Consider the following 20,789-nt stretch of genomic DNA (forward strand, 5'->3'; position numbering starts at 1 on the left):
CTGGGTCATCCTGCCTGGTTCATGCCGCCCGCGCGCGGCCGAGCAGGGGCAGCCAGGACTCGCTGGGGGCGTCCGTGGACAGCATCTGCACGCGCACGCCGCGCGCGGGCAGCTGCGCCAGCGCGGCTTCCACCGGGGCCACGAACTCCTGCCGCCAGCGCTGGTGCTGCCCCGACACGGCCAGGTCCAGCTGCACGCGATGCGACTCGACACCACGGCCGCCGGAGACGAACGGGAGGCTCGCCTGCGGCGGTCGCTGCTCCAGCGGGTCGGTGATCAGCAGCACGATCACCTCGTTGTGCATCGTGAGCGCCGGCCAGCGCTCGGCCGGCAGCGCCGCAATGCTGGCCGGATCGGCCAGTACCACCAGGCGTGAACCCGGGCGCAGCAGGCGCCTGGCATGATCCAGGGCGACACCGAGCCCGGCGTCTTCCTCCGGCGCGGCGGCATACCATCGGGTCAGCGCATCGAGCACCCGCAACGCGCCGCGCGGACCCGCCGCGGGCGGCACCGGCGCTTCCTTCAGCGAACCGCGCAGCGCCGCGACCCGATCGCCGTCGCGCACGGACGCCCACACGGCGACCGCGCCGGCGCGGGCCGCCTGCACCGACTTGAATCGGGTGCGGGTGCCGAAATACAGCGCCAGCGCGGTGTCGGCGACCACCAGGGTCAGACGCTCGCGCTCGGCCTGGAACAGCTTGGTATGCGGCTTGCCGCTACGCGCGGTCAGGCGCCAGTCGATATGACGGGCATCGTCGCCCTGCGCGTACTCGCGTGACTCGGCGTATTCCATGCCGCGTCCGCGCAGCGGCGAAAGTGCGTGTCCGCTGGTGCCGTGACGACCGCGTCTCGGCGGCCGGCGCCCTTGCGCCGCACCGCGCAATGCGACCAGTTCGGCCAACGTCGGCACGACGCCGTCAACCATGACGGGCGTTCATGGCAGCGGTACCTGCTTGACCAGTTCGGCGACCAGGCGCTCGCCATCCCAGCCTTCGGCCGTGGCTTCGTAGCTGGGCAGCACGCGATGGCGCAGCACGTCCGGCGCGACGGCGCGCACGTCGTCCGGAGTGACGAAATCGCGACCGGCGAGCCAGGCCCGCGCGCGCGCGCAGCGTTCCAGCGCGATCGAACCGCGCGGACTGGCGCCCCAGGCGATGCGCCGCGCCAGGTCGGCGTCGTAGCGGCCGGCATCGCGCGAAGCGAGTACCAACTCCACCAGATAGCGCTCCAGCGCCGGCGCGACGTGCAGATCCAGCACCGCCTCGCGTGCGGCAAACACGTCTGCGAGCGGCAGCCGCTCCGGCGGTTCGCCGGATGCGTGCATCGCGGCGCGCGCGCGATTGCGGGCCAGGCGCAAAATTTCGGTTTCGGCTTCGACCTCGGGGTAGCCGATGCGTACATACATCAGGAACCGGTCCAGCTGCGCCTCGGGCAGAGGGAATGTGCCTTCCTGCTCGATCGGGTTCTGCGTCGCCATCACCAGGAACAGCTGCGGCAGGGGGTAGGTATGCCGGCCGACGGTGACCTGGCGTTCGCCCATGGCCTCGAGCAGGGCGGACTGCACCTTAGCTGGCGCGCGATTGATCTCGTCGGCCAGCAGGACCGGGTGGAAGATCGGGCCGGGCTGGAATTCGAAACGTCCGTCCTGCGGGCGCCAGACCTCGGTCCCGGTCAGGTCCGCCGGCAACAGGTCGGGGGTGAACTGCACGCGCGCGAAATCGGCCTCCAGCCGCGCCGCCAGCGCCCGGATCGCGCTCGTCTTGGCCAGCCCGGGTGCACCTTCCACCAGCAGGTGGCCGTCGGCCAGCAGCGCGATCAACAGCCGCTCGATCAGCGCGGATTGGCCCACGATCTCAGACGACAGGTCCTCTCGGAGCCGGATGAACGCGTCGTGCAGGCGCGCATTGGTACCGGTCGAAAGCTCGTCGCTACGGCTATCCATGGGGTGGCGGTCTCGAGGCGACGGCAAGGCCCGTCGGGGCCATTTTGACCCGGCGGAGGCACAAGGGTTCCAGTGCCGTGCACGGGAGACGTCAGCATGCTCCGATGCTGCAAAAGCAAACGGGCCGTTTCCGGCCCGTTTGCGTAGTTCTAACAGCAGCCCCCTCAGAGCCGCTGGGCGACCCGCAGCACCTTCGGCGTGACGAAGATCAGCAGCTCAGCCTTGTCCTTGGAGCGACCGCGCTTCTTGAACAGATTCCCGAGGATTGGGATATCTCCGAGGAACGGCACCTTCGATAGATCGGACTGGCTCTTGAATTCGTACACGCCGCCGACCACGACGGTCTGCCCGTCCTCGACCAGGATCGCAGTATTGACTTCGCGCTTGGCGATGGACGGGACTTCACCGAACCCGGTGTCGACGAAGCCGGCGACTTCATCTTTCTTGACGTTCATGTTCAGGAAGACGCGGCCGTCGTTGGTGATCGTGGGCGTCACCCGGAGCTCCAGCAGGGCTTCCTTGAACTGAACCTGCGGGACTTGGCTTGCGCCGGTGCCGCTGCCCGTGATGGTCAGGTAACCGACTTCCTCACCCTGGCGGATCACGGCTTCCTTCTGGTTGCTGGTCACGATGCGCGGATTGGAAATTACTTCGCCGCGGCCTTCGGTCTGCAGTGCGGAAAGCTCGATGTCCAGCATGTAACCCGCATTAAGGATCGAGAGCGCCAGCGAGCCGGCGTTGGAGAGCGAGGACGGGAGGTTGACGTTGAGGCCCCGCACGGGCCGCTGGGATTTGCGGATCGGAGGTTGACCGCGCGTGGCCTCCGGTTCGTTCAGCCAGGCACGGAGTGCCTCCGCATACGCGACATCCAGTGCGTCCTGCCCGGCGAGCATCTGCGAGTTGCTGGCGAGATTGCCGCTGAAAAGAACATCATCCTTGCGCCCGCTCAATCCGAACTTAGCCCCCAGCTCGCGCGCGAACGACTCGTTGGCGATCACGATCCGCGCCTCGATCACCACCTGATCCACCGGCTTGTCCAGCACGGCGACGATGTTCTTGATGTCCTGGACCCGCTTGGGGATGTCGATGACCAGCAGGGTGTTGGTGCGGCGATCGAAGCTGAGGCTGCCACGCGGCGACAGGAAGCCGCGCTGGTTAAGGCCGCCCTGGCCGCCTGCGACGCCCCCTCCACCGCCGCCGCCCGTGCTGTTCTTGCTTTCGTCAGTCAGCAGCTTGGCAATGTCCTCGGCGCTGGAGTAGCTCAGCGGGATGTATTCGGTGATCAGCTCGGCGCCGTTGTCCAGATTGATGCGCGCCATCTGGATGTCTTGTTCGTACTTGGCGATCTCGGCCTGCGGAGCTACCCAGACCACGTTGCCGCTGCGGCGCTTGTCCAGGCCCTTGGCCTGCAGCACGATGTCCAGCGCCTGGTCCCACGGCACGTCCAGCAAGCGCAGGGTCACATTGCCCTGCACCGTGTCGGCGGCGACGATGTTGAGGTTGGCTTCGTCGGCGATGATCTGCAGCACCGAGCGCACGGACACGTCCTGGAAGTTGAAGGTCAGACGCTTGCCGGTATAGACCTGCGGCACCACGCCGACCTGTCCTGTCGCGGCCACGCCGGCCGCGGCCGAGCCCACGGCGCGCGCAGGCACGTTCGCGGCGCGCGGCACGATCTCGACGACGTAATCGCGCCCGGTCTGATAGGCCATCGATTCGAACGGGCCGGTCGTGCTCAACACGATCTGGGTGCCGCTGCCGCTGCGGTTGGCGTCGATGCGCTGCACCGGCGTGGCGAAGTCGGTGACGTTGAGCGGTTTCTGCAGGTTCGCCGGCAGCTGTGCGTTGCCGACATCGATCATCACCTGCGAACCCTGGGTGCGCATGTCCGGCATCGCGCCATCGCCGCTGAAGCGCAGGATCAGGCGCCCCGCGCCCCCATCGCCGCGCTTGAAGTCGATCCCGGACACGGCCACCGCGCCCGGCGACTGCTTGGCCGGGTCGAGCCCGGCAGCGGGTGCGACCTGGCCCATGGTGGCCACGACAGGCGCCGGCGTCGCGTGCAGCGCGCTGCTGGCGGCAATCAGGCCCAAGGCCACGCCAGTCAGGCTCGCACGCAGGTTGGTCTTCACGGTCATCATGCCTGTCCCCTAATCATTGGTCTTCGAGCGCAATCGACGCCGGCCGTTCCAGCCAGCCGCCCGCCCCATCGGTTACCAGCTCGACCAGGTCGACCCGATCCTCGCTCACGCTGGTCACGCGTCCGTCGTTCTGACCCAGATAGCTACCGGGCCGCACCTTGTACGTCATCTTGTCCGGCGCCTTGATCAGCGCCGTGAGTCCCCGGCCGCTGCCGATGGTACCCACCATGTCCAGACTGTCGAGCGGGAAGTTTTCGAGCTCCTGCTTGGGCCGGTTGGCATCGGGACGCGGGCCGCTGCCGCCCACATCGCGGAAAGCACGACTGAAGGGATCGCGCAGCCCTTGCGCGGCGTATTCGAAGGATTCGAACTGCTGCATCACCGGCAAGGGATCGAGCGGTGGCGGCGGACGCTTGTCCACTTCCGCCACCCAGGCCTCGAGGTTGCTCTCCTTGTCGGCCACGTCCGAAGAACTGGTCACGCTACGGCCACATCCGGCCACCGCAACCAGCCCGACGAGCGCGAGGGCGAGACGCAGCGCAGACGACATCGACATGCTCATTGCGCCCCCTGTGCCGGCGTCGCCGGTTGCGCCGCAGCCTGCTGGGCCGCTTCTTCCTCGTCCAGATATCGATAGGTCTTGACCGTACCGGCCAGCTCCAGCGCCTGGCTGTTGGCGGTGATTGTCGCGTTGGGCGCACGCGGCCGCAGCGCGATGTCGTGCATGGTCAGGATCACCACCCGAGGCAGCGAAGCCACACCGCTGACGAACGCGCCGAACTGGTGGTAGGTACCCACCATCCGCAGCGCGATCGGCTTCTCGGCGTAGAACTCCTTCGGTGTCTCGGTGCCCGGCTGGAACAGCTCGTTGGCCAGGCCCGTCGCCAGCGCCGTCTGCGAGATGTCCACGATCAGATCGGGCATCTCGGTCTTGCTCGGCAGCTGCCGCAGCATCTGCTGGAGCTGCTGCTCCATCTGCGCAAGCTGCTGCTTGAGCGGCTCGAGGTTGGATGCGCGACCGCGCTTGGTTTCGTACTCGCCGCGCAGTTCGGTCTCCGTGCGCACCAGAGCTTCGAGTTCGGCGCGCTTGTCGCGCACGAACAGCCACCAGGTCAGGCCGATGATCAGCACGCCCAGCAGCACGCAGAAACCGATCTTCCACTCCCGCGGCCAGGCCCCGGTGTTGTTGAAGTCCAGTTCCTTCAGCGACATCTTGCGCTGACTCATGACGCGGCTCCTGCTGTGGCCGGTGCCGGCGTGGTGGCATCCGGCACCGCCGGCGCCTGCTCGTCATCGGGCACACCGTCGCCGTCAGCGTCCTTGGGCGCATTGGGATTGGCGAGCGTGACGCTCAGGCTGAAGACGAAGGGCAGGCCCGGATCGCCTTCCTTGGCCTCGATGATCGACAACTCGGGCTTGGTCATCCAGCCTGCGCCTTCCAGGCTGCGCATATAGGTACTCACCCGCGCGTTGGACTGGCTGCGGCCCTCGAGCGAGAGCTTGTCGCCCTCCTGCTTGACCGAGGTGAGGACCACGCCGTCGGGAATCGTCCGCACCAGCGAATCGAACAGATGCACCATCTGCGAACGGTCGGACTGCAGGTCCTCGATGATTTCCTTGCGCTTGAGCAGCTTGGCCTTTTTCTCGTCGAGTGCAGCGATCTCGTCGATCTGCTTCTGTACCTCGGCGATCTTCTGCTGCAGGTACTGGTTGCGTTCGTTCTGGCCGCTGATCTGGCGGCTGTAGTAGTTGACGATCAGGAAGGCGACCAGCGCCGCACCCAGGGCCGAAGCCCCAAGCATGGTGAGGAAGTCCTTCTGCCGCTGTTTGCGCCGCTCGGCGCGCCAGGGAAGCAGATTGATGCGTGCCATCAGTCGAAGCTCCTCAAGGCCAGACCACAGGCGATCATCAGCGCGGGAGCGTCCTGGGCCAGCGCATGCGCCTGCACGCGCGGGCCCAGGGTCATGTGCGCCAGCGGGTTGGCCACCGTGGTGGGCACCCCCAGCTGCTCTTCCACCATTTCGGCCACGCCCGGAATCGACGCACAGCCACCGGCCAGCACCACCTGGTCGACCCGGTTGAACTCGCTGCCGGCGTAGAAGAACTGGAGCAGGCGGCTGATCTGCTGGACCAGTGCCTCCTTGAACGGCTCGAGCACCTCGACCTCGTAGCTCTCGGGCAACCCGCCCTGGCGCTTGGCCAGACCGGCTTCCTCGTAGCTCAAGCCGTATCGACGCATGACCTCGTCGGTCAGCTGCTTGCCGCCGAACACCTGTTCGCGGCTGTACAGGCTGCGACCGTTGCGCAGGATGTTGAGCGTGGTCATGGTCGCGCCGATGTCCACCAGCGCGGCGAGGCCGTCGCGGCGCAGGTTCAGGCCGTCGGACAGCAGGGCGAACGCGTTTTCGACGGCGAAGGCCTCCACGTCCATGACCCGGGCCGTCAGCCCGCCGAGCTCAAGGGCCGAAGCGCGCATTTCGACGTTCTCCGCGCGCGAGGCGGCCAGCAGCACCTGCACCATTTCGGGGTTGCCGGGCATCGGCCCGAGCACCTCGAAGTCGAGGTTCACTTCCTCGATCGGATACGGCACGTAGTTCACCGCCTCCAGCTCGATCTGGGATTCGAGGTCGTCCTCGTCCAGGTCGGCGGCCATCGGAATGACCCGGGTGATCACCGCCGAACCGGCGACCGCGGCGGCGGCGAACTTGGCGCGGCTGCCGGAGCGGGCCAGGGCGCGGCGGATCGCATCGCCCACCGCCTCGACCTCCACGATGTTCTTCTCGACCACCGCATTGGGCGGCAGCGGCTCCACGGCGTAATGCTCCACGCGGTAGCCCACGCCCGATCCGGCCCGGGAAAGCTGCAGCAGCTTGACTGCGGTCGAACTGATGTCGACCCCGACCAGGGGTGCCTGGCTTTTTGTGATCAGTCCCACGATTCTCCCCTTGTGACGGGCGCTTACGCGCACATCGTTCCCCGTCGCATTAAATAACGGACTTTTCACGCGCTGGCAACTGGCAACTGCGAAACCGTCGCCAACGTCACACCCCGAGCCCCCCAAACGCGCTCCGGCACTGCTTCCGGTCGAAGGTCCGCGCCGACGCCTCCTCTATACTCGCCGTCCTTCGTTCAAGCCGCCACCGGTCTCGATGTCCCGTTTACGCCGCCTGCTCCGCTGGGTCCTGCTGGGCTCGCTTGGTGCCGTTCTGGTCGGTGCGCTCGGCCTGGGCGTCCTGTACTGGGTCGTCTCCTCCAAGCTGCCGGACGTATCCAGCCTGCGCAACGTCGAGCTGCAGGAGCCGCTCTACGTCTATGCGAACGACGGACGGCTGATGGCCATGTTCGGCGAGACCAGGCGCTACCCGGTCGACATCAGCAAGGTTCCCGAACAGGTCAAGCACGCCTTCATCGCGATCGAGGACGCACGCTTCTACAAGCACCACGGCGTGGACTACAAGGGCGTCGGCCGTGCGATCTGGCTGCTGGCCACGACCGACGACAAGCGCGTCCCCGGCGGTTCGACCATCACCCAGCAGGTGGCGCGCCAGTTCTTCCTCAGTTCCGAATACAGCTATACGCGCAAGCTGTCGGAGATGCTGCTGGCGGTGCGCATGGAACGCGAACTGAGCAAGGACGAGATCCTGGAGCTGTACCTCAACAAGAGCTTCTTCGGCAATCGCGCCTACGGCGTCGCCGCCGCATCCGAGTTCTATTACGGCAAATCGCTCGACGAGCTGAGCCTGGACGAGATCGCTTCGCTCGCCGCGATCCCGAAGTTCCCTTCCAGCGGCAATCCGCTCAGCAACCCGGAGCGTGCGCGCGAACGCCGCGACTATGTGCTCACCCGCATGCGCGAGTTGCGCTTCATCGACGCGGCAACCGAACGTGCCGCGCAGGCTGTGGAGATGCACGCCACCCCGCACGAGCGCCCGGTGGAGGTCTATGCGCCGTACGTGGCCGAAATGGTGCGCCAGGAAATGATCGCGCGGTTCGGTGGCGACGTCCTGACCAAGGGTTACCACGTCACCACGACGATCGATCCGGTACTGCAGGCAGCGGCCGATGCGGCGGTCCGCAGCGGGTTGGCGACCTACGACCACCGCCACGGCTGGCGTCCGGTGGAGCAGCACTTCGAGCTGGGAGAAGACGAGGATGCGGCCACGGCCGCCGCACGCCTGCGCGGCATCCCCGCCCAGGGCGGGCTGTTGCCCGCGATCGTGCTGCGGACTGGCAATGGCACGGCCGATGTAGTGCTTCCCGATGGCAGCGAGCTGCGCCTGGATGCGTCCAGCACCAGTCCCTGGCCCGGCCGCAACCCTGCCGCCCTGTACAAGCGTGGCGACCTGGCCCGGGTCAAGCGCATCGAGCCTCCCAAGGATGCCGAGGGCAATGTCGCACCAGGCGGAGGACCGCGCTGGCGCGTGGACCAGCTGCCTCGCGGACAGGCGACCCTGGTGTCGCTGGACTACGACACCGGCGCGCTCCGCGCCCTGGTCGGCGGCTTCAGCTTCGCCGGCAACAAGTTCAACCGCGCCACCCAGGCGCGGCGCCAGCCGGGGTCTTCGTTCAAGCCGTTCCTGTATGCCGCGGCGTTCGAGAAGGGTTTCAACCCGGCCTCGATCGTGCTCGACGCACCTGTGGTGTTCCAGGACCGTCGCGGGCACATGTGGAGGCCGCAGAACGACAGTGGCAACTTCGCCGGACCGATGCGGATCCGCGAGGCGCTGGTGCAGTCGCGCAACCTGGTGTCGGTGCGCCTGCTCGACGCGATCGGCGTGGAATACGCACGGCGCTACATCAGCCATTTCGGCCTGGACGAGGCGCTGCTGCCACCGAATCTGTCGATGTCGCTGGGCACCGCTTCGTTGCCACCGATCATGGTCGCCGGCGGTTATGCGACGTTTCCCAATGGCGGCTATCGGGTAACTCCCTGGTTCATCGACCGGGTCACCGACCGCAACGGCCAGGAAATCTTCAAGGAGAAGCCGGCCACTGCGTGCCACACCTGCGGGATCGGCCGCGCCGGCAAGCCGGTGCGGGTGTCCAACGAGGTCGCCGGTTTCGATCTGAGCCCAGCCGGCGCCCCGCGTCCCGAGGCCGACGAGCGGGCGAAGGACAAGGCAGCGGCCAAGGCCGCCGACGTGAAGAAGCCGACCGCGTTGCCGCCCGGCACCGTGATCGCGCCGCGGGCCATCGACGCACGCGTGGCCTACCAGCTGGTCTCGATGATGCGCGACGTCGTACAGCGCGGCACTGGTACCGCGGCCAAGGTGCTCGGCCGCGAGGACGTGGGCGGCAAGACCGGCTCCACCAACGACCACCGCGACGCCTGGTTCTCCGGCTTCGGCGGCCCTTATGTGACCACCGTGTGGGTCGGCCGCGACGACTTCAAGTCGCTCGGTTACCGTGAGTACGGCGGCAAGGCCGCATTGCCGATCTGGATCGACTATATGCGCGTGGCGCTCAAGGACCAGCCACTCGCGGCAAACGACCCGCCCGAGGGAATGGTCAAGGTCACGGTGGGCGCCGGAGGCCAGCTTATCGAGTCCAGCAATGGCGGTGGCATCGTCGAATGGGTGAAGGCCGAGGACCTGGAACGCATGGAAACCTATGTCGACTACGGCCCGGAGGATCAGGTTCCGGCGGAGGAGTCCTTCGACATCTTCTAGTGCTTGGCGGGCAACCTGCGTCGGGTGCAGCGCGCCGGACACGCAGACCGCCGACCGTGCCAGGCCTGCCCATCCGTCGGCATCGTCACGAGCGTTGTTCCGGCGCATCGGTTAGAGTCGGGGCGGGTCCGAACGGAGACGCGTCATGCCTCACGCTCGCCAGCACGCGCACCAGCACGCCCTGACCCGCACCCGCGAACGCCGGCATCGCCTGGCCCACGAAGCGGCCCGGCTGATGGCCGAAGGCGGCATCCGCGACTACCACCAGGCCAAACTCAAGGCCGCCGCGCGGCTCGGCATCCACGACGATGCGTCGCTGCCGCGCAACCGCGAGATCGAGGATGCGCTGCGCGAGTATCAACGGCTGTTCCAGGGAGACATTCAGGCCGAGGGCCTGCGTCAGCGTCGCGAAGCGGCGTTGCGGGCGCTCGAATTCCTGGACAGCTTCGACCCGCGCCTGGTCGGACCTGTCCTCGATGGCACCGCCGATGCCAATTCCGCAGTGTCGCTGCATCTGTACACCGACGACGCCAAGGCCGTGCCCCGATTCCTCGAAGACCACGGCATTCCTGCAGAGGCGCGCACCCGTCGCCTCCGGCTGGACCGCACACGCAGCGTGGACGCGGACGTATGGTTGTTCGGTGCCGAAGATCTGACCTTCGACCTGACCGTGTTGCCCGCCGACGCCCTACGCCAGGCGCCATTGTCGAATGTCGATGAGCGGCCGATGCGGCGGGCGTCGGCACATCAGCTACGCGACCTTCTGCTGCTCAGCGATACCTGCGGCACCACACCGGGCGCGCGTGATCGCTAGCGATCCACCCCTGGGTGGCTCCTGAACCCGGACCTCCGGCGCTATTCCGCAAAGATCAAGGCATCGTCTCCCTTGCCCTCCACGCGGACCCGACTGCCGATTTTGAGCCCCTCGATCTGTTGGCTGAACTGCGTCACGGTGAGCGTCTTCCCGGTGTCGAGCTTCACCTTGACCATGAATCGCGTGGTCGCGCCCGGACCCACTGCCTTCGCAGCAAGTTCACTTCCGATAGCCTCACCTCCCGACATCGTCGATCCGCCTGCGACGCTGACGACCTTGTTATCCGAACCCACCATTCGGGACCCGACAAGCCCACCCAGAACGCTTCCGAGCTTTCCTCCGATCATCCTTCCCTTCTTGGTCTTGCCAGATTCATCGTCGCCTCGATTCTCGATCGGCTGCAGATCGACAATCGTTCCTGCTCGACCGCTAGCTGCATCGGCCTGACCATTGATCATCAGCATCGCGGCCAGGGTGAACGCGAAAATCCAATACGTCTTCATGGTGGAACCTTGGAACCTCCCTGTTCTTTGGATATGGATCGAGATTGAGCTGCGGTGGGAGTCTAGTCTTTGGGTTTCTGGATATCCCAGGTGCAGCGATTACCGGTGTATTCCCACCTTCTGATGACTCCATCGGAGTCCGCGAAGAACGTGACATCGCAGCGATGGGTAGCAGCGTGATGCACATCCTCGGTATAGACCGTCTGCCCCAGCAACAAGCCGCCACCGGCCGTGGCGCCGATCGGCCTGGTATCGACGGCCGTGACCACTTCTTCGGTCCATGCTGGATTCCAGGTACTCCACGTGTAGGCGGTTTCGCCCGATTCATCGTTTTCGGTGATCTGCACGCGATCGCCATCCACACGAAGCTGGAGCAAAAGCTCGCCGGCGTCCCGCCCCAACCATGCATCGGCTCGCGCATTGGCACGCCGACTGCCCTGTGCGGTTGCGTGACCCGCGCAGAAAAGCAGCATCGCTGCATACATGACTATCCGCATCACTTTCATGGTTCTTCCTAAACCGGCCCGTCTGTGCGTACGGGCTACGACGATTTCCTTGTCGAGGTGTCTCGTGAGCGTCTTGACTCTTGTTTGGAAGCGCACACGACTCGCTGTGTAGCACAGCTATCCGGGCCGGGCAATCACATAGGTCCGGCGGCGGAGCCCCATGGCTCCCCTGGTTTTGTCCGTCGGGCTCAGCGCGCTTCGATCGGAGCGTAGTCGCGCTCGGCCGCGCCGGTGTAGATCTGCCGCGGCCGGCCGATCTTGTTCTCCGGGTCGTCCTGCTGCTCGAGCCAGTGCGCCACCCAGCCGGCCGTGCGGGCGATGGCGAACATGACCGTGAACATCTCGGTCGGGATCTTCAGCGCCTTGTAGATGATGCCGCTGTAGAAGTCGACGTTCGGATACAGCTTGCGCTGCACGAAGTAGTCGTCCTTGAGCGCAGCCTCCTCAAGCTTCATCGCGACCTCGAGCATCGGATCGTCGATGCCCAGCTCATCGAGCACCTGGTGGGTCATCTCGCGGATGATCTTGGCGCGCGGATCGAAGTTCTTGTACACGCGGTGACCGAAGCCCATCAGGCGGAAGCCGGACTCCCTGTCCTTGGCCCTGTCGATCGCCGACTGCACCTGTTCCGGCCGGCCAATCTCGCCCAGCATCTTCAGCACAGCCTCGTTGGCGCCGCCGTGCGCGGGGCCCCACAGCGCGGCCACACCGGCGGCGACGCAGGCGTATGGATTGGCTCCGGTGGATCCGACCAGGCGCACGGTCGAGGTCGAGGCATTCTGCTCGTGGTCGGCATGCAGGATGAACAGCAGGTCGAGCGCCTTGGCGGCTACCGGCGGCAGCTGCAGCGGCTCGCTCGGCACCTCGAACATCATGTGCAGGAAGCGCTCGACGTATTCGACGTTGTTGCGCGGATAGCGGGTCGGCCAGCCGATCGAGTAGCGATAGCAGGCGGCGGCGATCGTCGGCACCTTGGCGATCAGGCGGATCGCAGCGAGGTGGCGCTGTTCGCGATCCTCGTAATCCAGGTCGTTGTGATAGAAGCTGGCCATCGAGCCGATCATGCCGACCAGCATCGCCATCGGGTGCGCGTCGTGGCGGAATCCGCCGAGGAAGTTCTTGAACGCCTCGTGCATCATCGTGTGGTGGGTGACGTCGCTTTCGAACTTTTCGAACTGCGCCTTCGCCGGCAACTCGCCGTGCATCAGCAGATAGGCGACTTCGAGGAAGCTGGAATGCCGGGCCAGCTGGTCGATCGGGTAGCCGCGGTACATGAGCACGCCTGCATCGCCGTCGATGTAGGTGATCGCGGACTTGCACGCGGCGGTGGCGGTGAAACCGTTGTCGTAGGTGAAACAGCCGGTTTCCTTCGGCAGCTTCGCGATGTCGATGCACGGGTTGCCGAGGGTGCCGCTGAGTACCGGCAGGGTGACCGACTTCGCGCCGGCAATCAGGGTGACTTCGTTCGGGACAGACGCGTTGGAACCGGACACAGCTCGCTCCTGTTGGTGCCGGAGCTGCCGAGACTGGCCCGCATCCCCCGACTGACTGGTGCAGATGGCAACCGCGGTCGTGCCGCGACGCAGCAAATTATCCCACAGTCCCTGCGGGCGGCTGCTTCAATGGGCCGAACGTGCGCCTGACCGACCCCGAAACGCAAACGGCCGCCTTAAAGGCGGCCGTCGCTGCAACGAGTGTCACCGTGCAGGCGCGTTACTTGGTGTAGCGCCGCTTGAACTTGTCGATGCGCCCGCTGGTGTCCATGACCTTGTTCTGGCCGGTATAGAACGGGTGCGATGCCGAAGAGACTTCGACCTTGACCAGCGGATACTCGTTGCCGTCCTCCCACTTGATCGTCTCCTTGCTGGAGAGGGTCGAGCGGGTCAGGAACCTGAAATCCGAGGTGACGTCCTGGAAGACGACTTCGCGATACTGGGGATGGATGTCGGCCTTCATGGCGGCACCGGAAAGACTGGGAGCCGATTATTTTAGCCCGCGCCCGCTTTCCGGCGCAATGCCCCCTGGGGCTCAGTCTGCCAGCGCGGACCGCACGCGGGCCTCGAAACGACCCTGGTCGTAGGCCATCAGGATCCGGGCATTGTCGGGGCGTCCGAGCTGGCGGTTCCAGTCCACCACGGTGGTGCCGCGGCTCAGGGCACCCTCGAGTTCGACCGAGACCGGCCGGTCCACAGCCTCCATCACGCCTTCCGGGTCCAGGGCAAAGGCCATCGCCAGCCCGTCGGCGGAATGCCAGCGCTCGCCGCGCCGTTCGGCCGACCAGCGCCGGGTTTGCGCCGAGATGCGGTCGTAAAAGTGCGCGCGCTCCCCACCGGCGGCCAGCCAGGCATCCACGTCGGCATGTGCCAGACCGTGGCGCAGCGTGGCCTCCCAGTCGCACAGGTCCAGCCGGGGGAAGGCGTCGAAGACGATCCGCGCCGCCTCCGGGTCGAAATACACGTTGAACTCCGCCGCCGGGGTGATGTTGCCCTGCGCGGTGACCGCGCCGCCCATCACCACCAGCCGGCCGACGCGCTCAGGCAAGCTCGGGTCGAGCTTGAGCGCCAGCGCCAGGTTGGTCAGCGGGCCGAGCGCGACCAGCAGCAGGCGTCCGGCGTGGACGTGCGACAGCCGCAGGATCGCCAGGGCGGCGTGCTCGGCTGCCGCTTCGCGTGCCGCGGGTTCATAGCCGGCATCGCCGAAACCATCCTGCCCGTGCACGTAGGCCGCATCCGGCGCGCCGTGCAGCAGCGGCGCGGCGCAGCCGGCAAACACCGGCACGTCCCCGCGTCCGACGACCTCGCACAGTTTCAAGCCATTGCGAACGGTGTGCTGCAACCCGACGTTCCCGGCCGCGATGGTCAGGCCCACGACCTCGTGGGCTGGGGAATCGAATGCCATCAGCAATGCGAGCGCATCGTCGACGCCCGGATCGGTATCGATGAGAAGCGGAATCTTCTGGGTCATGGTTCTTAGGCGATGTACAAACGGGAATCTGGCCAGCCTAGCGCCTTGCGCAGCCTACGATCGGGCCGCACAAGGATCGACCAGCCTGCGTGGCTCAGGCGGAGGCATACCGCGCGGCGCCTCCCACCCAGCGCGCGATGATCCGGTCGGCGAGTTCGGGCGCTTCGGACATCAGGCTTTCGGCCAGGATGCGCACCTGCGGTAGCAGCGCGGCGTCGCGCGCCAGGTCGGCCACGCGGAAGCTCGCCAGCCCGGTCTGGCGGGTGCCGAGCAGTTCGCCGGGACCGCGCAGCTCCAGGTCTTTTTCGGCGATCACGAAGCCGTCGCTGGTCTGGCGCAGGGTTTCCAGGCGCTGGCGCGCCAGCGCCGACAGCGGCGCCTGGTACAGCAGCACGCAGGTCGACGCAGCGCTGCCGCGGCCCACGCGCCCGCGCAGCTGGTGCAGTTGCGCCAGCCCCAGACGCTCGGCGTTCTCGATGATCATCAACGATGCGTTGGACACATCGACCCCCACCTCGATCACGGTGGTCGCCACCAGCAGGTCGAGCTCGCCGGCCTTGAACGCGCGCATCGTGGCCTGTTTCACTCCGGCCTTCATCCGTCCGTGGACGAAACCCACGCGCAGGCCGGGAAGCGCATTCGACAGCGCTTCGAACGTGCTTTGCGCGGCCTGCGCCACCACTTCGTCGCTTTCGTCGATGATCGTGCATACCCAGTAGGCCTGCCGCCCTTCGGCGCACGCGCTGCGGATGCGTTCGATCAGCTCGGGCCGTCGCTCCGCGCTGAGCACCACGGTGCGCACCGGCGTGCGCCCGGGTGGCAGTTCGTCGATCGCCGAAACATCCAGGTCGGCATACGCCGTCATCGCCAGGGTGCGCGGGATCGGCGTGGCGGTCATCACCAGCTGGTGCGGCACCATGTCCCCCAATGCGCCCTTGTCGCGCAGCGCCAGACGCTGGTGCACGCCGAAACGGTGCTGCTCGTCGACGATCGCCAGGGCCAGGTTATGGAACGCCACGCCTTCCTGCATGAGCGCATGCGTGCCGACCACGACCTGCGCAACGCCCGATCCGATCTCGGCCAGCGCCTGGGTGCGCGCCTTGCCCCCGACCTTGCCCGCCAGCCAGGCCATGCGGATCCCCAGCGGTTCGAGCCAGGCCCGCAGATTGCCGAAATGCTGCTCGGCCAGCAGTTCGGTGGGCGCCATCAGCGCGGCCTGCCTGCCCTGCTCCACAGCGAGCATCGCCGCCAGCGCCGCGACCACGGTCTTGCCGCTACCCACGTCGCCCTGGATCAGGCGCAGCATCGGGCGTGGCTGTGCGAGATCGCTGCGGATCTGGGCGAACACGCGCTGCTGCGCGCCGGTCAATGAGAACGGCAACGAGGCCTGCAGGCGATCGACCAGCGTGGACGCGCCATCGAGCACGGGCGCACCGTGGCGCTGCAGCGCGATGCGCTGGCGACGCAGGCTGAGCTGGTGCGCCAGCAACTCCTCGATCGCCAGCCGGCGCTGGGCAGGATGCACCCCGGCCAGCAGCGCGCCGACATCGGCGTCGCGCGGCGGTCGATGCATGACCAGCAGGGCTTCGCGCAGGGATGGCAGGCCGAGTTCGCCCAGCGTTCCGGGCGGCAACAGCTCCAGGGCGGCATCGTCGGGCAGGCGTTCGAGTGCCTGCGCGATCAGCCGCCGCAGGGTAGCCGGCCCGATGCCTTCAACCGCCGGATAAACCGGGTCGAGTTGCTCGCCCAGCGCATGTTCCGCCTGGTCGAGGATCCGGTAGCTGGGATGCACAATTTCAAGGCCGTGCTGGCCAGCGCGCGGCGTACCGTAGCAGCGCACCCTGGTTCCGGGCGCGAACTGCGCCGCCTGCTGCGCACGGAAATGAAAGAAGCGCAGCAGCAGCGTCGCCTGCGAATCGTCGCCGACCGCGACCTTCAGCATCGGGCGATAGCGGAAGCCGCGTTCCACCGCCTCCACCACGCCCTCGATCTGCGCCGCGACGCCAGGCTGGAGCGCGCGGATCGGGGTCAGTGCGGTGCGGTCCTCGTACTGCCGCGGCAGATGCAACCAGAGATCCTGCAGCGTCGACAGTCCGCGCGCCGCCAGTTTCTCCGCGACGCTGGCGCCGACCCCGCGCAGGCAGGTCAGGGATTGCTGGTTCAGGTCGACGGCAGCGCCACCAGGACTCTTCGACATCCGCGAAGCATGACCGGATCGAGACGGAACCGGAACCGTGCCCAGGCGCCGATCGGCCTAGGACAATGCCGCACGGTGCGGGACCTGCGCTCGGAGCGATGGCCTTTGCAATCTGAGGCGCATGCGTCGAACGCGCCCTAGAGCACCATGATCGCGTCGACCTCGAACAGCGAACCCTTCGGCAGCGCGGAAACCTCGACCGTGGACCGCGCGGGATACGGCTGCGAGAAGTATTCGCCCATCACCGCGTTGACCGCGGCGAATTCGCCCAGATCGATGAGGTACAGGCCGACACGCACGATGTCGTCCATCGACCCGCCCGCGGCCTCGCAGACCGCCTTCAGGTTGTCGAAGGCACGCCGCGCCTGTGCCTGGATGTCGCCTTCGACCAGGTTGCCGGTCGCAGGATCGAGCGCGATCTGGCCGGAGAAGAACACGGTGTTGCCGGCGCGGGTGGCCTGCGAGTACGGGCCGATGGCGGCCGGAGCGTCCGGAGTGTGGATGGGTTGGCGGGGCATATGTTGCTTCTGTAGGAGCGGCGTCAGCCGCGAGCTTTGATTCTAGCCTCGCTGCGATAAGGCTCGCGACTGACGCCGCTGCTACAGGCGCTGCACGCCATGGACCACCGCGAGCCTGCGCGTGCGCCGGATCACTTCGGCCAGATGCGTCCGGTCGGTGACCTCAATGCCAAAGCGGATCGCCGACACGTTGCTGTCGCGCTCCAGGTACTCCACCGCATCGATATTGCCGTCGGCCTGGGCGATGGCTGCGGCCACCTGCGCCAGCACGCCCGGACGGTTGTCCACTTCGATCCGCAGCGCGGCGTGGAAGTCGCCCGACACCTCGCGATCCCAGCCGATCGGCACCCAGCGCTCGGGCGACTTGCGGTAATCGGCCACGTTCGGGCATTCCAGGCGGTGCACCACGATGCCCTTGCCCGCGGTGTGGAAGCCCATGATCTCGTCGCCGGGAATCGGCAGGCAGCACTGGGCGAAACTGATCACACCGCGTTCGTTGCCGGTGATCAGAATCTTTTCGTCGGGGTGGCGCGCCGGATCCAGCAGGTCCGGAGTGTCGTCGGCTTCGCGTACCAGTACCCGGGCCACCTGCGCCGGCATGCGCGTGCCCAGCGCGATGTCGGCCAGCAACGCCTCCAGGCGCGGGTAGCGGTGTTCGTGGAGGTACCCGTCCAGCTGTTTGGGCGGCAGGCGGTCGAGCGAGGTGCCCACCGCCTCCAGCGCGCGGTCGAGCATGCGGTGGCCCAGCTGCACCGCGTCCTCGTGCTCGAGCTGCTTGAGCTGGTGCCGGATCGCGGTACGCGCCTTGCCCGACACCACGAACTCCAGCCACTGCGGCTTGGGCGCGGAGGCGCGCGCCGTGATGATCGAGACCTGCTGGCCGCTGGCGAGCTTGGTGCGCAGCGGAACCAGCTTGCCGTCCACGCGCGCGGCCACCGCATGGTTGCCCACATCGGTATGCACCGCGTAGGCGAAATCGATAGCGGTGGCGTTGCGCGGCAGGGCCAGGATGTCGCCCTTCGGCGTGAACAGGTAGACCTCGTCGGGAAACAGGTCGACCTTGACGTTCTCCAGGAATTCCAGCGACGAACCGGTGGCCTGCTGCGATTCGAGCAGGTTGGAGATCCACGAGTGCGCGCGGGTCTGGGCGCTGTTGGGCTTGTCGCCGCCGTGCTTGTAGCTCCAGTGCGCGGCGATGCCGCGTTCGGCGATCAGGTCCATCTCCTCGGTGCGGATCTGGACTTCGATCGGCGAGCCGAACGGACCGAACAGGACCGTGTGCAGGGACTGGTAGCCGTTGGCCTTGGGGATGGCGATGAAGTCGCGGAAGCGGCCATCGAGTGGCTTGAACGCGGCATGCACCACCCCTAGCGCGTGGTAGCAGTCGGCCACGGTCGGAACCACGACCCGGAAGCCGAACACGTCCATCACTTGGGTAAAGCTCTTGCCTTCACCGCGCATCTTGCTGTAGATGCTGTAGGGCGATTTCACCCGGCTCATCAGCCGGTAATTGAGCCCTTCCTTCGTCAGCCGCTGCGCGAGCTGCGCCTCGATCTTGGCCAGCGATTCGCGCCGCACCAGCGGCTGGGTCCGGATCCGTTTCTCCAGCACCTGGTGGCGCACCGGATTGAGGGTGCGGAAACCCAGATCCTGCAATTCGGCCTTGAACAGGTTCATGCCCAGGCGCTGGGCGATGGGTGCGTAGATCTCCAGGGTTTCGCGCGCGATACGCTCGCGCGCTTCAGGCGTCTGCGCGCTGAGCGTGCGCATGTTGTGCAGGCGGTCGGCCAGCTTGATCAGGATCACGCGCAGGTCGCGCGCCATCGCCAGCAGCATCTTGCGGAAGCTCTCGGCGGCCGCTTCCTGGCGGTCGGCGAACTGCAGCTTGTCCAGCTTGGTGACGCCGTCGACCAGATCGGCGACCGTCTCGCCGAACTCGCTGACGATTGAGTCGCGCGACAGCGGCGTGTCCTCCAGGGTGTCGTGCAGGATCGCGGCGATCAGGGTTTCGACATCGACCCGCTGCTCGGCCAGCACCGTCGCCACAGCCACCGGGTGGGTGATGTAGGGCTCGCCCGACCTGCGGCTCTGTCCGGCGTGCGCCGCGGCCCCGACCGCCCAGGCCCGGCGCAGCTGTGCGATCTGTTCGGCGGGGAGATAGTTCGCGGCGCGCTCGAGCGACTGCACATAGTCTGGCACCGCGTCGTCTGGCGGCGCGGGCGGCAGGGCGTCGGCGAGGGCGGGTTCAGCGGGGGACATGGATCCGAGACTACGCGGGCGCAAGGACCGCGGCAATTCCAGAATGCGGGCCCGGGCCCCTAAAAAGAAGGCCCCGCGTTGCGGGGCCTACGGCGCTGCGGGAGGGCAGGCGAGCTCAGTCGTCGCCCTTCATGTCGTCGTCGCCGGCCACGACCTCGGCCGCGGCCCATTCCAGGGCTTCGCGCTCTTTGCGCTCACGTTCGGCCTTGTCGACGGCGTCGATATAGGGCTGGTCGATACGGCGCGCGGCGATCTCGCGCAGCGCCAGCACGGTGGGCTTGTCGTTGGCTTCGCTGTTGTCGAGCTGGGGGTCGACACCGTTGGCGAGCTGGCGCGCACGCTTGGCGGCCATCATCACGAGTTCGAAGCGGTTATCGACCACTTCCAGGCAATCTTCGACGGTAATCCGGGCCATAGGCTGTCCGGCGGCTGCAAGGGCCGCCACTGTCTGTTCGGGAGGGCTCGCGATTCTAGGGGCCGCGGCCTGCGGACGCAAGCGGCTTCCTTTGGAATCAAGGGGTTGGCGCCTGACAATCCCGGGACAGCGCCCGACGGCGCTCAGTCGACCAGCAGCGCCGAGATCAATTTGCCATGGCGGGCGACCTGGGCATCCCGGCGCAGCCGGCTGGCGGTGAAGATCGCGCACATTTCGTCCACAGCGGTGTCGAAGTGCTCGTTCACGATGACGTAGTCGAATTCGCCGTAATGGCTCATCTCCTCGCGCGCGGCGTCGAGCCGGCGCCGGATCGTCTCGTCGCTGTCCTGCCCGCGCGCGCGCATGCGCTGTTCCAGCGCCTGTCGTGAGGGCGGCAGGATGAACACGCTGACCGCGTCGGGGACCTTCGCCCGCACCTGGCGCGCACCCTGCCAGTCGATCTCCAGCAGCACGTCCTTGCCCGCCGCCAGCTGCGGTTCCACCGACTGGCGCGCGGTGCCCTTCCAATCGCCGTGCACCCGCGCATGCTCGAAGAAGTCGCCGCTGGCGACCATCCGCTCGAACTCGGCGGCCGAAATGAAGTGGTAGTGCTCGGCGTGACGCTCGCCCGGGCGGGGCTGGCGCGAGGTGAACGAAATCGACAGGCAGATGTTCGGATCGCGCGCCAGGCAGGCGTTGACGATGCTGGATTTCCCCGCTCCCGAGGGAGCCGCAACGATGTAGAGGGTGCCGCGCATCAAGGCAGCGATTCGCGGTGGGGGATCGGGGCTTCGAAAGCGCGCAGACGCGAGCGATCCGGATTCCTGGTGATTCTACGAATCCCGACCCCCGACTCCCGAC

19 protein-coding genes are annotated in these 20,789 nt (G+C 66.9%); 2 read left to right on the forward strand and 17 right to left on the reverse strand.

Annotation, left to right across the window (positions count from 1 at the left end; genetic code table 11):
* Positions 1-19: 19 nt before the first annotated feature.
* The 7 genes from MC375_RS00700 to MC375_RS00730 all read right to left on the reverse strand — a co-directional run bounded on the left by MC375_RS00700 (position 20) and on the right by MC375_RS00730 (position 7,018).
* A complete protein-coding gene (locus tag MC375_RS00700; protein WP_242101369.1) occupies positions 20-925 on the reverse strand; it encodes a DUF58 domain-containing protein in 906 nt (301 codons plus the stop codon).
* A gap of 9 nt (positions 926-934) precedes the next feature.
* A complete protein-coding gene (locus MC375_RS00705; protein WP_242101370.1) occupies positions 935-1,942 on the reverse strand; it encodes a MoxR family ATPase in 1,008 nt (335 codons plus the stop codon).
* 164 nt (positions 1,943-2,106) lie between these two features.
* Positions 2,107-4,083 (reverse strand): type IV pilus secretin PilQ family protein, encoded by a 1,977-nt coding sequence (locus MC375_RS00710; RefSeq protein WP_242101371.1) that lies wholly within the window; start codon positions 4,081-4,083, stop codon positions 2,107-2,109.
* 13 nt (positions 4,084-4,096) lie between these two features.
* Positions 4,097-4,633 carry a pilus assembly protein PilP gene (locus MC375_RS00715; protein WP_242101372.1) on the reverse strand — a complete coding sequence of 179 codons (537 nt, stop codon included), beginning with the start codon at positions 4,631-4,633 and terminating at the stop codon, positions 4,097-4,099.
* An 8-nt stretch (positions 4,634-4,641) separates the two neighbouring features.
* Positions 4,642-5,310: a type 4a pilus biogenesis protein PilO gene (pilO, locus tag MC375_RS00720; protein ID WP_242101373.1), complete on the reverse strand. Its 669-nt coding sequence runs from the start codon at positions 5,308-5,310 to the stop codon at positions 4,642-4,644.
* Positions 5,307-5,954, reverse strand: coding sequence for a PilN domain-containing protein (locus tag MC375_RS00725; protein WP_242166038.1), 648 nt, complete (start codon positions 5,952-5,954; stop codon positions 5,307-5,309). The genes pilO and MC375_RS00725 overlap by 4 nt, the downstream gene beginning before the upstream one ends.
* Entirely contained in the window at positions 5,954-7,018 is a 1,065-nt protein-coding gene (locus MC375_RS00730) for a pilus assembly protein PilM (protein ID WP_242101374.1), read from the reverse strand. Before MC375_RS00730 ends, MC375_RS00725 begins: the two co-directional genes overlap by 1 nt.
* A 214-nt stretch (positions 7,019-7,232) precedes the next feature.
* Here MC375_RS00730 and MC375_RS00735 point away from each other — a divergent pair, with 214 nt between their 5' ends.
* Positions 7,233-9,752, forward strand: coding sequence for a penicillin-binding protein 1A (locus MC375_RS00735; RefSeq protein ID WP_242101375.1), 2,520 nt, complete (start codon positions 7,233-7,235; stop codon positions 9,750-9,752).
* A 145-nt stretch (positions 9,753-9,897) separates the two neighbouring features.
* On the forward strand, positions 9,898-10,566 hold the full coding sequence (locus MC375_RS00740) for a hypothetical protein (RefSeq protein ID WP_242101376.1): 669 nt from the start codon (positions 9,898-9,900) through the stop codon (positions 10,564-10,566).
* Between the two features lie 41 nt (positions 10,567-10,607).
* On the opposite strand, the gene MC375_RS00745 is transcribed toward MC375_RS00740, so the two are convergent.
* From MC375_RS00745 to gmk, 10 genes are all read right to left on the reverse strand, one after another.
* Complete coding sequence (locus tag MC375_RS00745) at positions 10,608-11,069, reverse strand: hypothetical protein (protein ID WP_242101377.1); 462 nt, start codon at positions 11,067-11,069, stop codon at positions 10,608-10,610.
* Between the two features lie 62 nt (positions 11,070-11,131).
* Positions 11,132-11,575 carry a hypothetical protein gene (locus tag MC375_RS00750; protein WP_242101378.1) on the reverse strand — a complete coding sequence of 148 codons (444 nt, stop codon included), beginning with the start codon at positions 11,573-11,575 and terminating at the stop codon, positions 11,132-11,134.
* 188 nt (positions 11,576-11,763) lie between these two features.
* Positions 11,764-13,068, reverse strand: a complete 1,305-nt coding sequence (locus tag MC375_RS00755; RefSeq protein ID WP_242101379.1) for a citrate synthase — start codon at positions 13,066-13,068, stop codon at positions 11,764-11,766.
* A gap of 220 nt (positions 13,069-13,288) precedes the next feature.
* On the reverse strand, positions 13,289-13,531 hold the full coding sequence (locus tag MC375_RS00760) for a type B 50S ribosomal protein L31 (RefSeq protein WP_242101380.1): 243 nt from the start codon (positions 13,529-13,531) through the stop codon (positions 13,289-13,291).
* A gap of 72 nt (positions 13,532-13,603) precedes the next feature.
* On the reverse strand, positions 13,604-14,539 hold the full coding sequence (locus MC375_RS00765) for a nucleoside hydrolase (RefSeq protein WP_242101381.1): 936 nt from the start codon (positions 14,537-14,539) through the stop codon (positions 13,604-13,606).
* A gap of 94 nt (positions 14,540-14,633) precedes the next feature.
* The gene (gene recG, locus MC375_RS00770; protein WP_242101382.1) at positions 14,634-16,736 is read right to left on the reverse strand and encodes an ATP-dependent DNA helicase RecG; all 2,103 of its coding nucleotides are present in this window, start codon (positions 16,734-16,736) and stop codon (positions 14,634-14,636) included.
* Between the two features lie 137 nt (positions 16,737-16,873).
* Positions 16,874-17,254 carry a RidA family protein gene (locus tag MC375_RS00775; RefSeq protein ID WP_242101383.1) on the reverse strand — a complete coding sequence of 127 codons (381 nt, stop codon included), beginning with the start codon at positions 17,252-17,254 and terminating at the stop codon, positions 16,874-16,876.
* Between the two features lie 81 nt (positions 17,255-17,335).
* Positions 17,336-19,513: a bifunctional (p)ppGpp synthetase/guanosine-3',5'-bis(diphosphate) 3'-pyrophosphohydrolase gene (locus MC375_RS00780; RefSeq protein WP_242101384.1), complete on the reverse strand. Its 2,178-nt coding sequence runs from the start codon at positions 19,511-19,513 to the stop codon at positions 17,336-17,338.
* 115 nt (positions 19,514-19,628) lie between these two features.
* Positions 19,629-19,928 carry a DNA-directed RNA polymerase subunit omega gene (gene rpoZ, locus MC375_RS00785; RefSeq protein ID WP_242101385.1) on the reverse strand — a complete coding sequence of 100 codons (300 nt, stop codon included), beginning with the start codon at positions 19,926-19,928 and terminating at the stop codon, positions 19,629-19,631.
* A 143-nt stretch (positions 19,929-20,071) separates the two neighbouring features.
* The gene (gene gmk / locus MC375_RS00790) at positions 20,072-20,686 is read right to left on the reverse strand and encodes a guanylate kinase (RefSeq protein ID WP_242101386.1); all 615 of its coding nucleotides are present in this window, start codon (positions 20,684-20,686) and stop codon (positions 20,072-20,074) included.
* Positions 20,687-20,789 lie beyond the last annotated feature (103 nt).

Source organism: Lysobacter sp. M2-1, from assembly GCF_022662495.1.
In the GTDB taxonomy this organism is placed as follows: Bacteria; Pseudomonadota; Gammaproteobacteria; order Xanthomonadales; family Xanthomonadaceae; genus JAKPBU01.

What these genes read in the sequence shown, in the direction of transcription:
- MC375_RS00700 (WP_242101369.1), bottom strand. Translation starts at nt 925, where the DNA reads ATGGTTGACGGCGTCGTGCCGACGTTGGCCGAACTGGTCGCATTGCGC.
- MC375_RS00705 (WP_242101370.1), bottom strand. Translation starts at nt 1,942, where the DNA reads ATGGATAGCCGTAGCGACGAGCTTTCGACCGGTACCAATGCGCGCCTG.
- MC375_RS00710 (WP_242101371.1), bottom strand. Translation starts at nt 4,083, where the DNA reads ATGATGACCGTGAAGACCAACCTGCGTGCGAGCCTGACTGGCGTGGCC.
- MC375_RS00715 (WP_242101372.1), bottom strand. Translation starts at nt 4,633, where the DNA reads ATGTCGTCTGCGCTGCGTCTCGCCCTCGCGCTCGTCGGGCTGGTTGCG.
- pilO (WP_242101373.1), bottom strand. Translation starts at nt 5,310, where the DNA reads ATGAGTCAGCGCAAGATGTCGCTGAAGGAACTGGACTTCAACAACACC.
- MC375_RS00725 (WP_242166038.1), bottom strand. Translation starts at nt 5,954, where the DNA reads ATGGCACGCATCAATCTGCTTCCCTGGCGCGCCGAGCGGCGCAAACAG.
- MC375_RS00735 (WP_242101375.1), top strand. Translation starts at nt 7,233, where the DNA reads ATGTCCCGTTTACGCCGCCTGCTCCGCTGGGTCCTGCTGGGCTCGCTT.
- MC375_RS00740 (WP_242101376.1), top strand. Translation starts at nt 9,898, where the DNA reads ATGCCTCACGCTCGCCAGCACGCGCACCAGCACGCCCTGACCCGCACC.
- MC375_RS00745 (WP_242101377.1), bottom strand. Translation starts at nt 11,069, where the DNA reads ATGAAGACGTATTGGATTTTCGCGTTCACCCTGGCCGCGATGCTGATG.
- MC375_RS00750 (WP_242101378.1), bottom strand. Translation starts at nt 11,575, where the DNA reads ATGAAAGTGATGCGGATAGTCATGTATGCAGCGATGCTGCTTTTCTGC.
- MC375_RS00760 (WP_242101380.1), bottom strand. Translation starts at nt 13,531, where the DNA reads ATGAAGGCCGACATCCATCCCCAGTATCGCGAAGTCGTCTTCCAGGAC.
- MC375_RS00765 (WP_242101381.1), bottom strand. Translation starts at nt 14,539, where the DNA reads ATGACCCAGAAGATTCCGCTTCTCATCGATACCGATCCGGGCGTCGAC.
- recG (WP_242101382.1), bottom strand. Translation starts at nt 16,736, where the DNA reads ATGTCGAAGAGTCCTGGTGGCGCTGCCGTCGACCTGAACCAGCAATCC.
- MC375_RS00775 (WP_242101383.1), bottom strand. Translation starts at nt 17,254, where the DNA reads ATGCCCCGCCAACCCATCCACACTCCGGACGCTCCGGCCGCCATCGGC.
- MC375_RS00780 (WP_242101384.1), bottom strand. Translation starts at nt 19,513, where the DNA reads ATGTCCCCCGCTGAACCCGCCCTCGCCGACGCCCTGCCGCCCGCGCCG.
- rpoZ (WP_242101385.1), bottom strand. Translation starts at nt 19,928, where the DNA reads ATGGCCCGGATTACCGTCGAAGATTGCCTGGAAGTGGTCGATAACCGC.
- gmk (WP_242101386.1), bottom strand. Translation starts at nt 20,686, where the DNA reads ATGCGCGGCACCCTCTACATCGTTGCGGCTCCCTCGGGAGCGGGGAAA.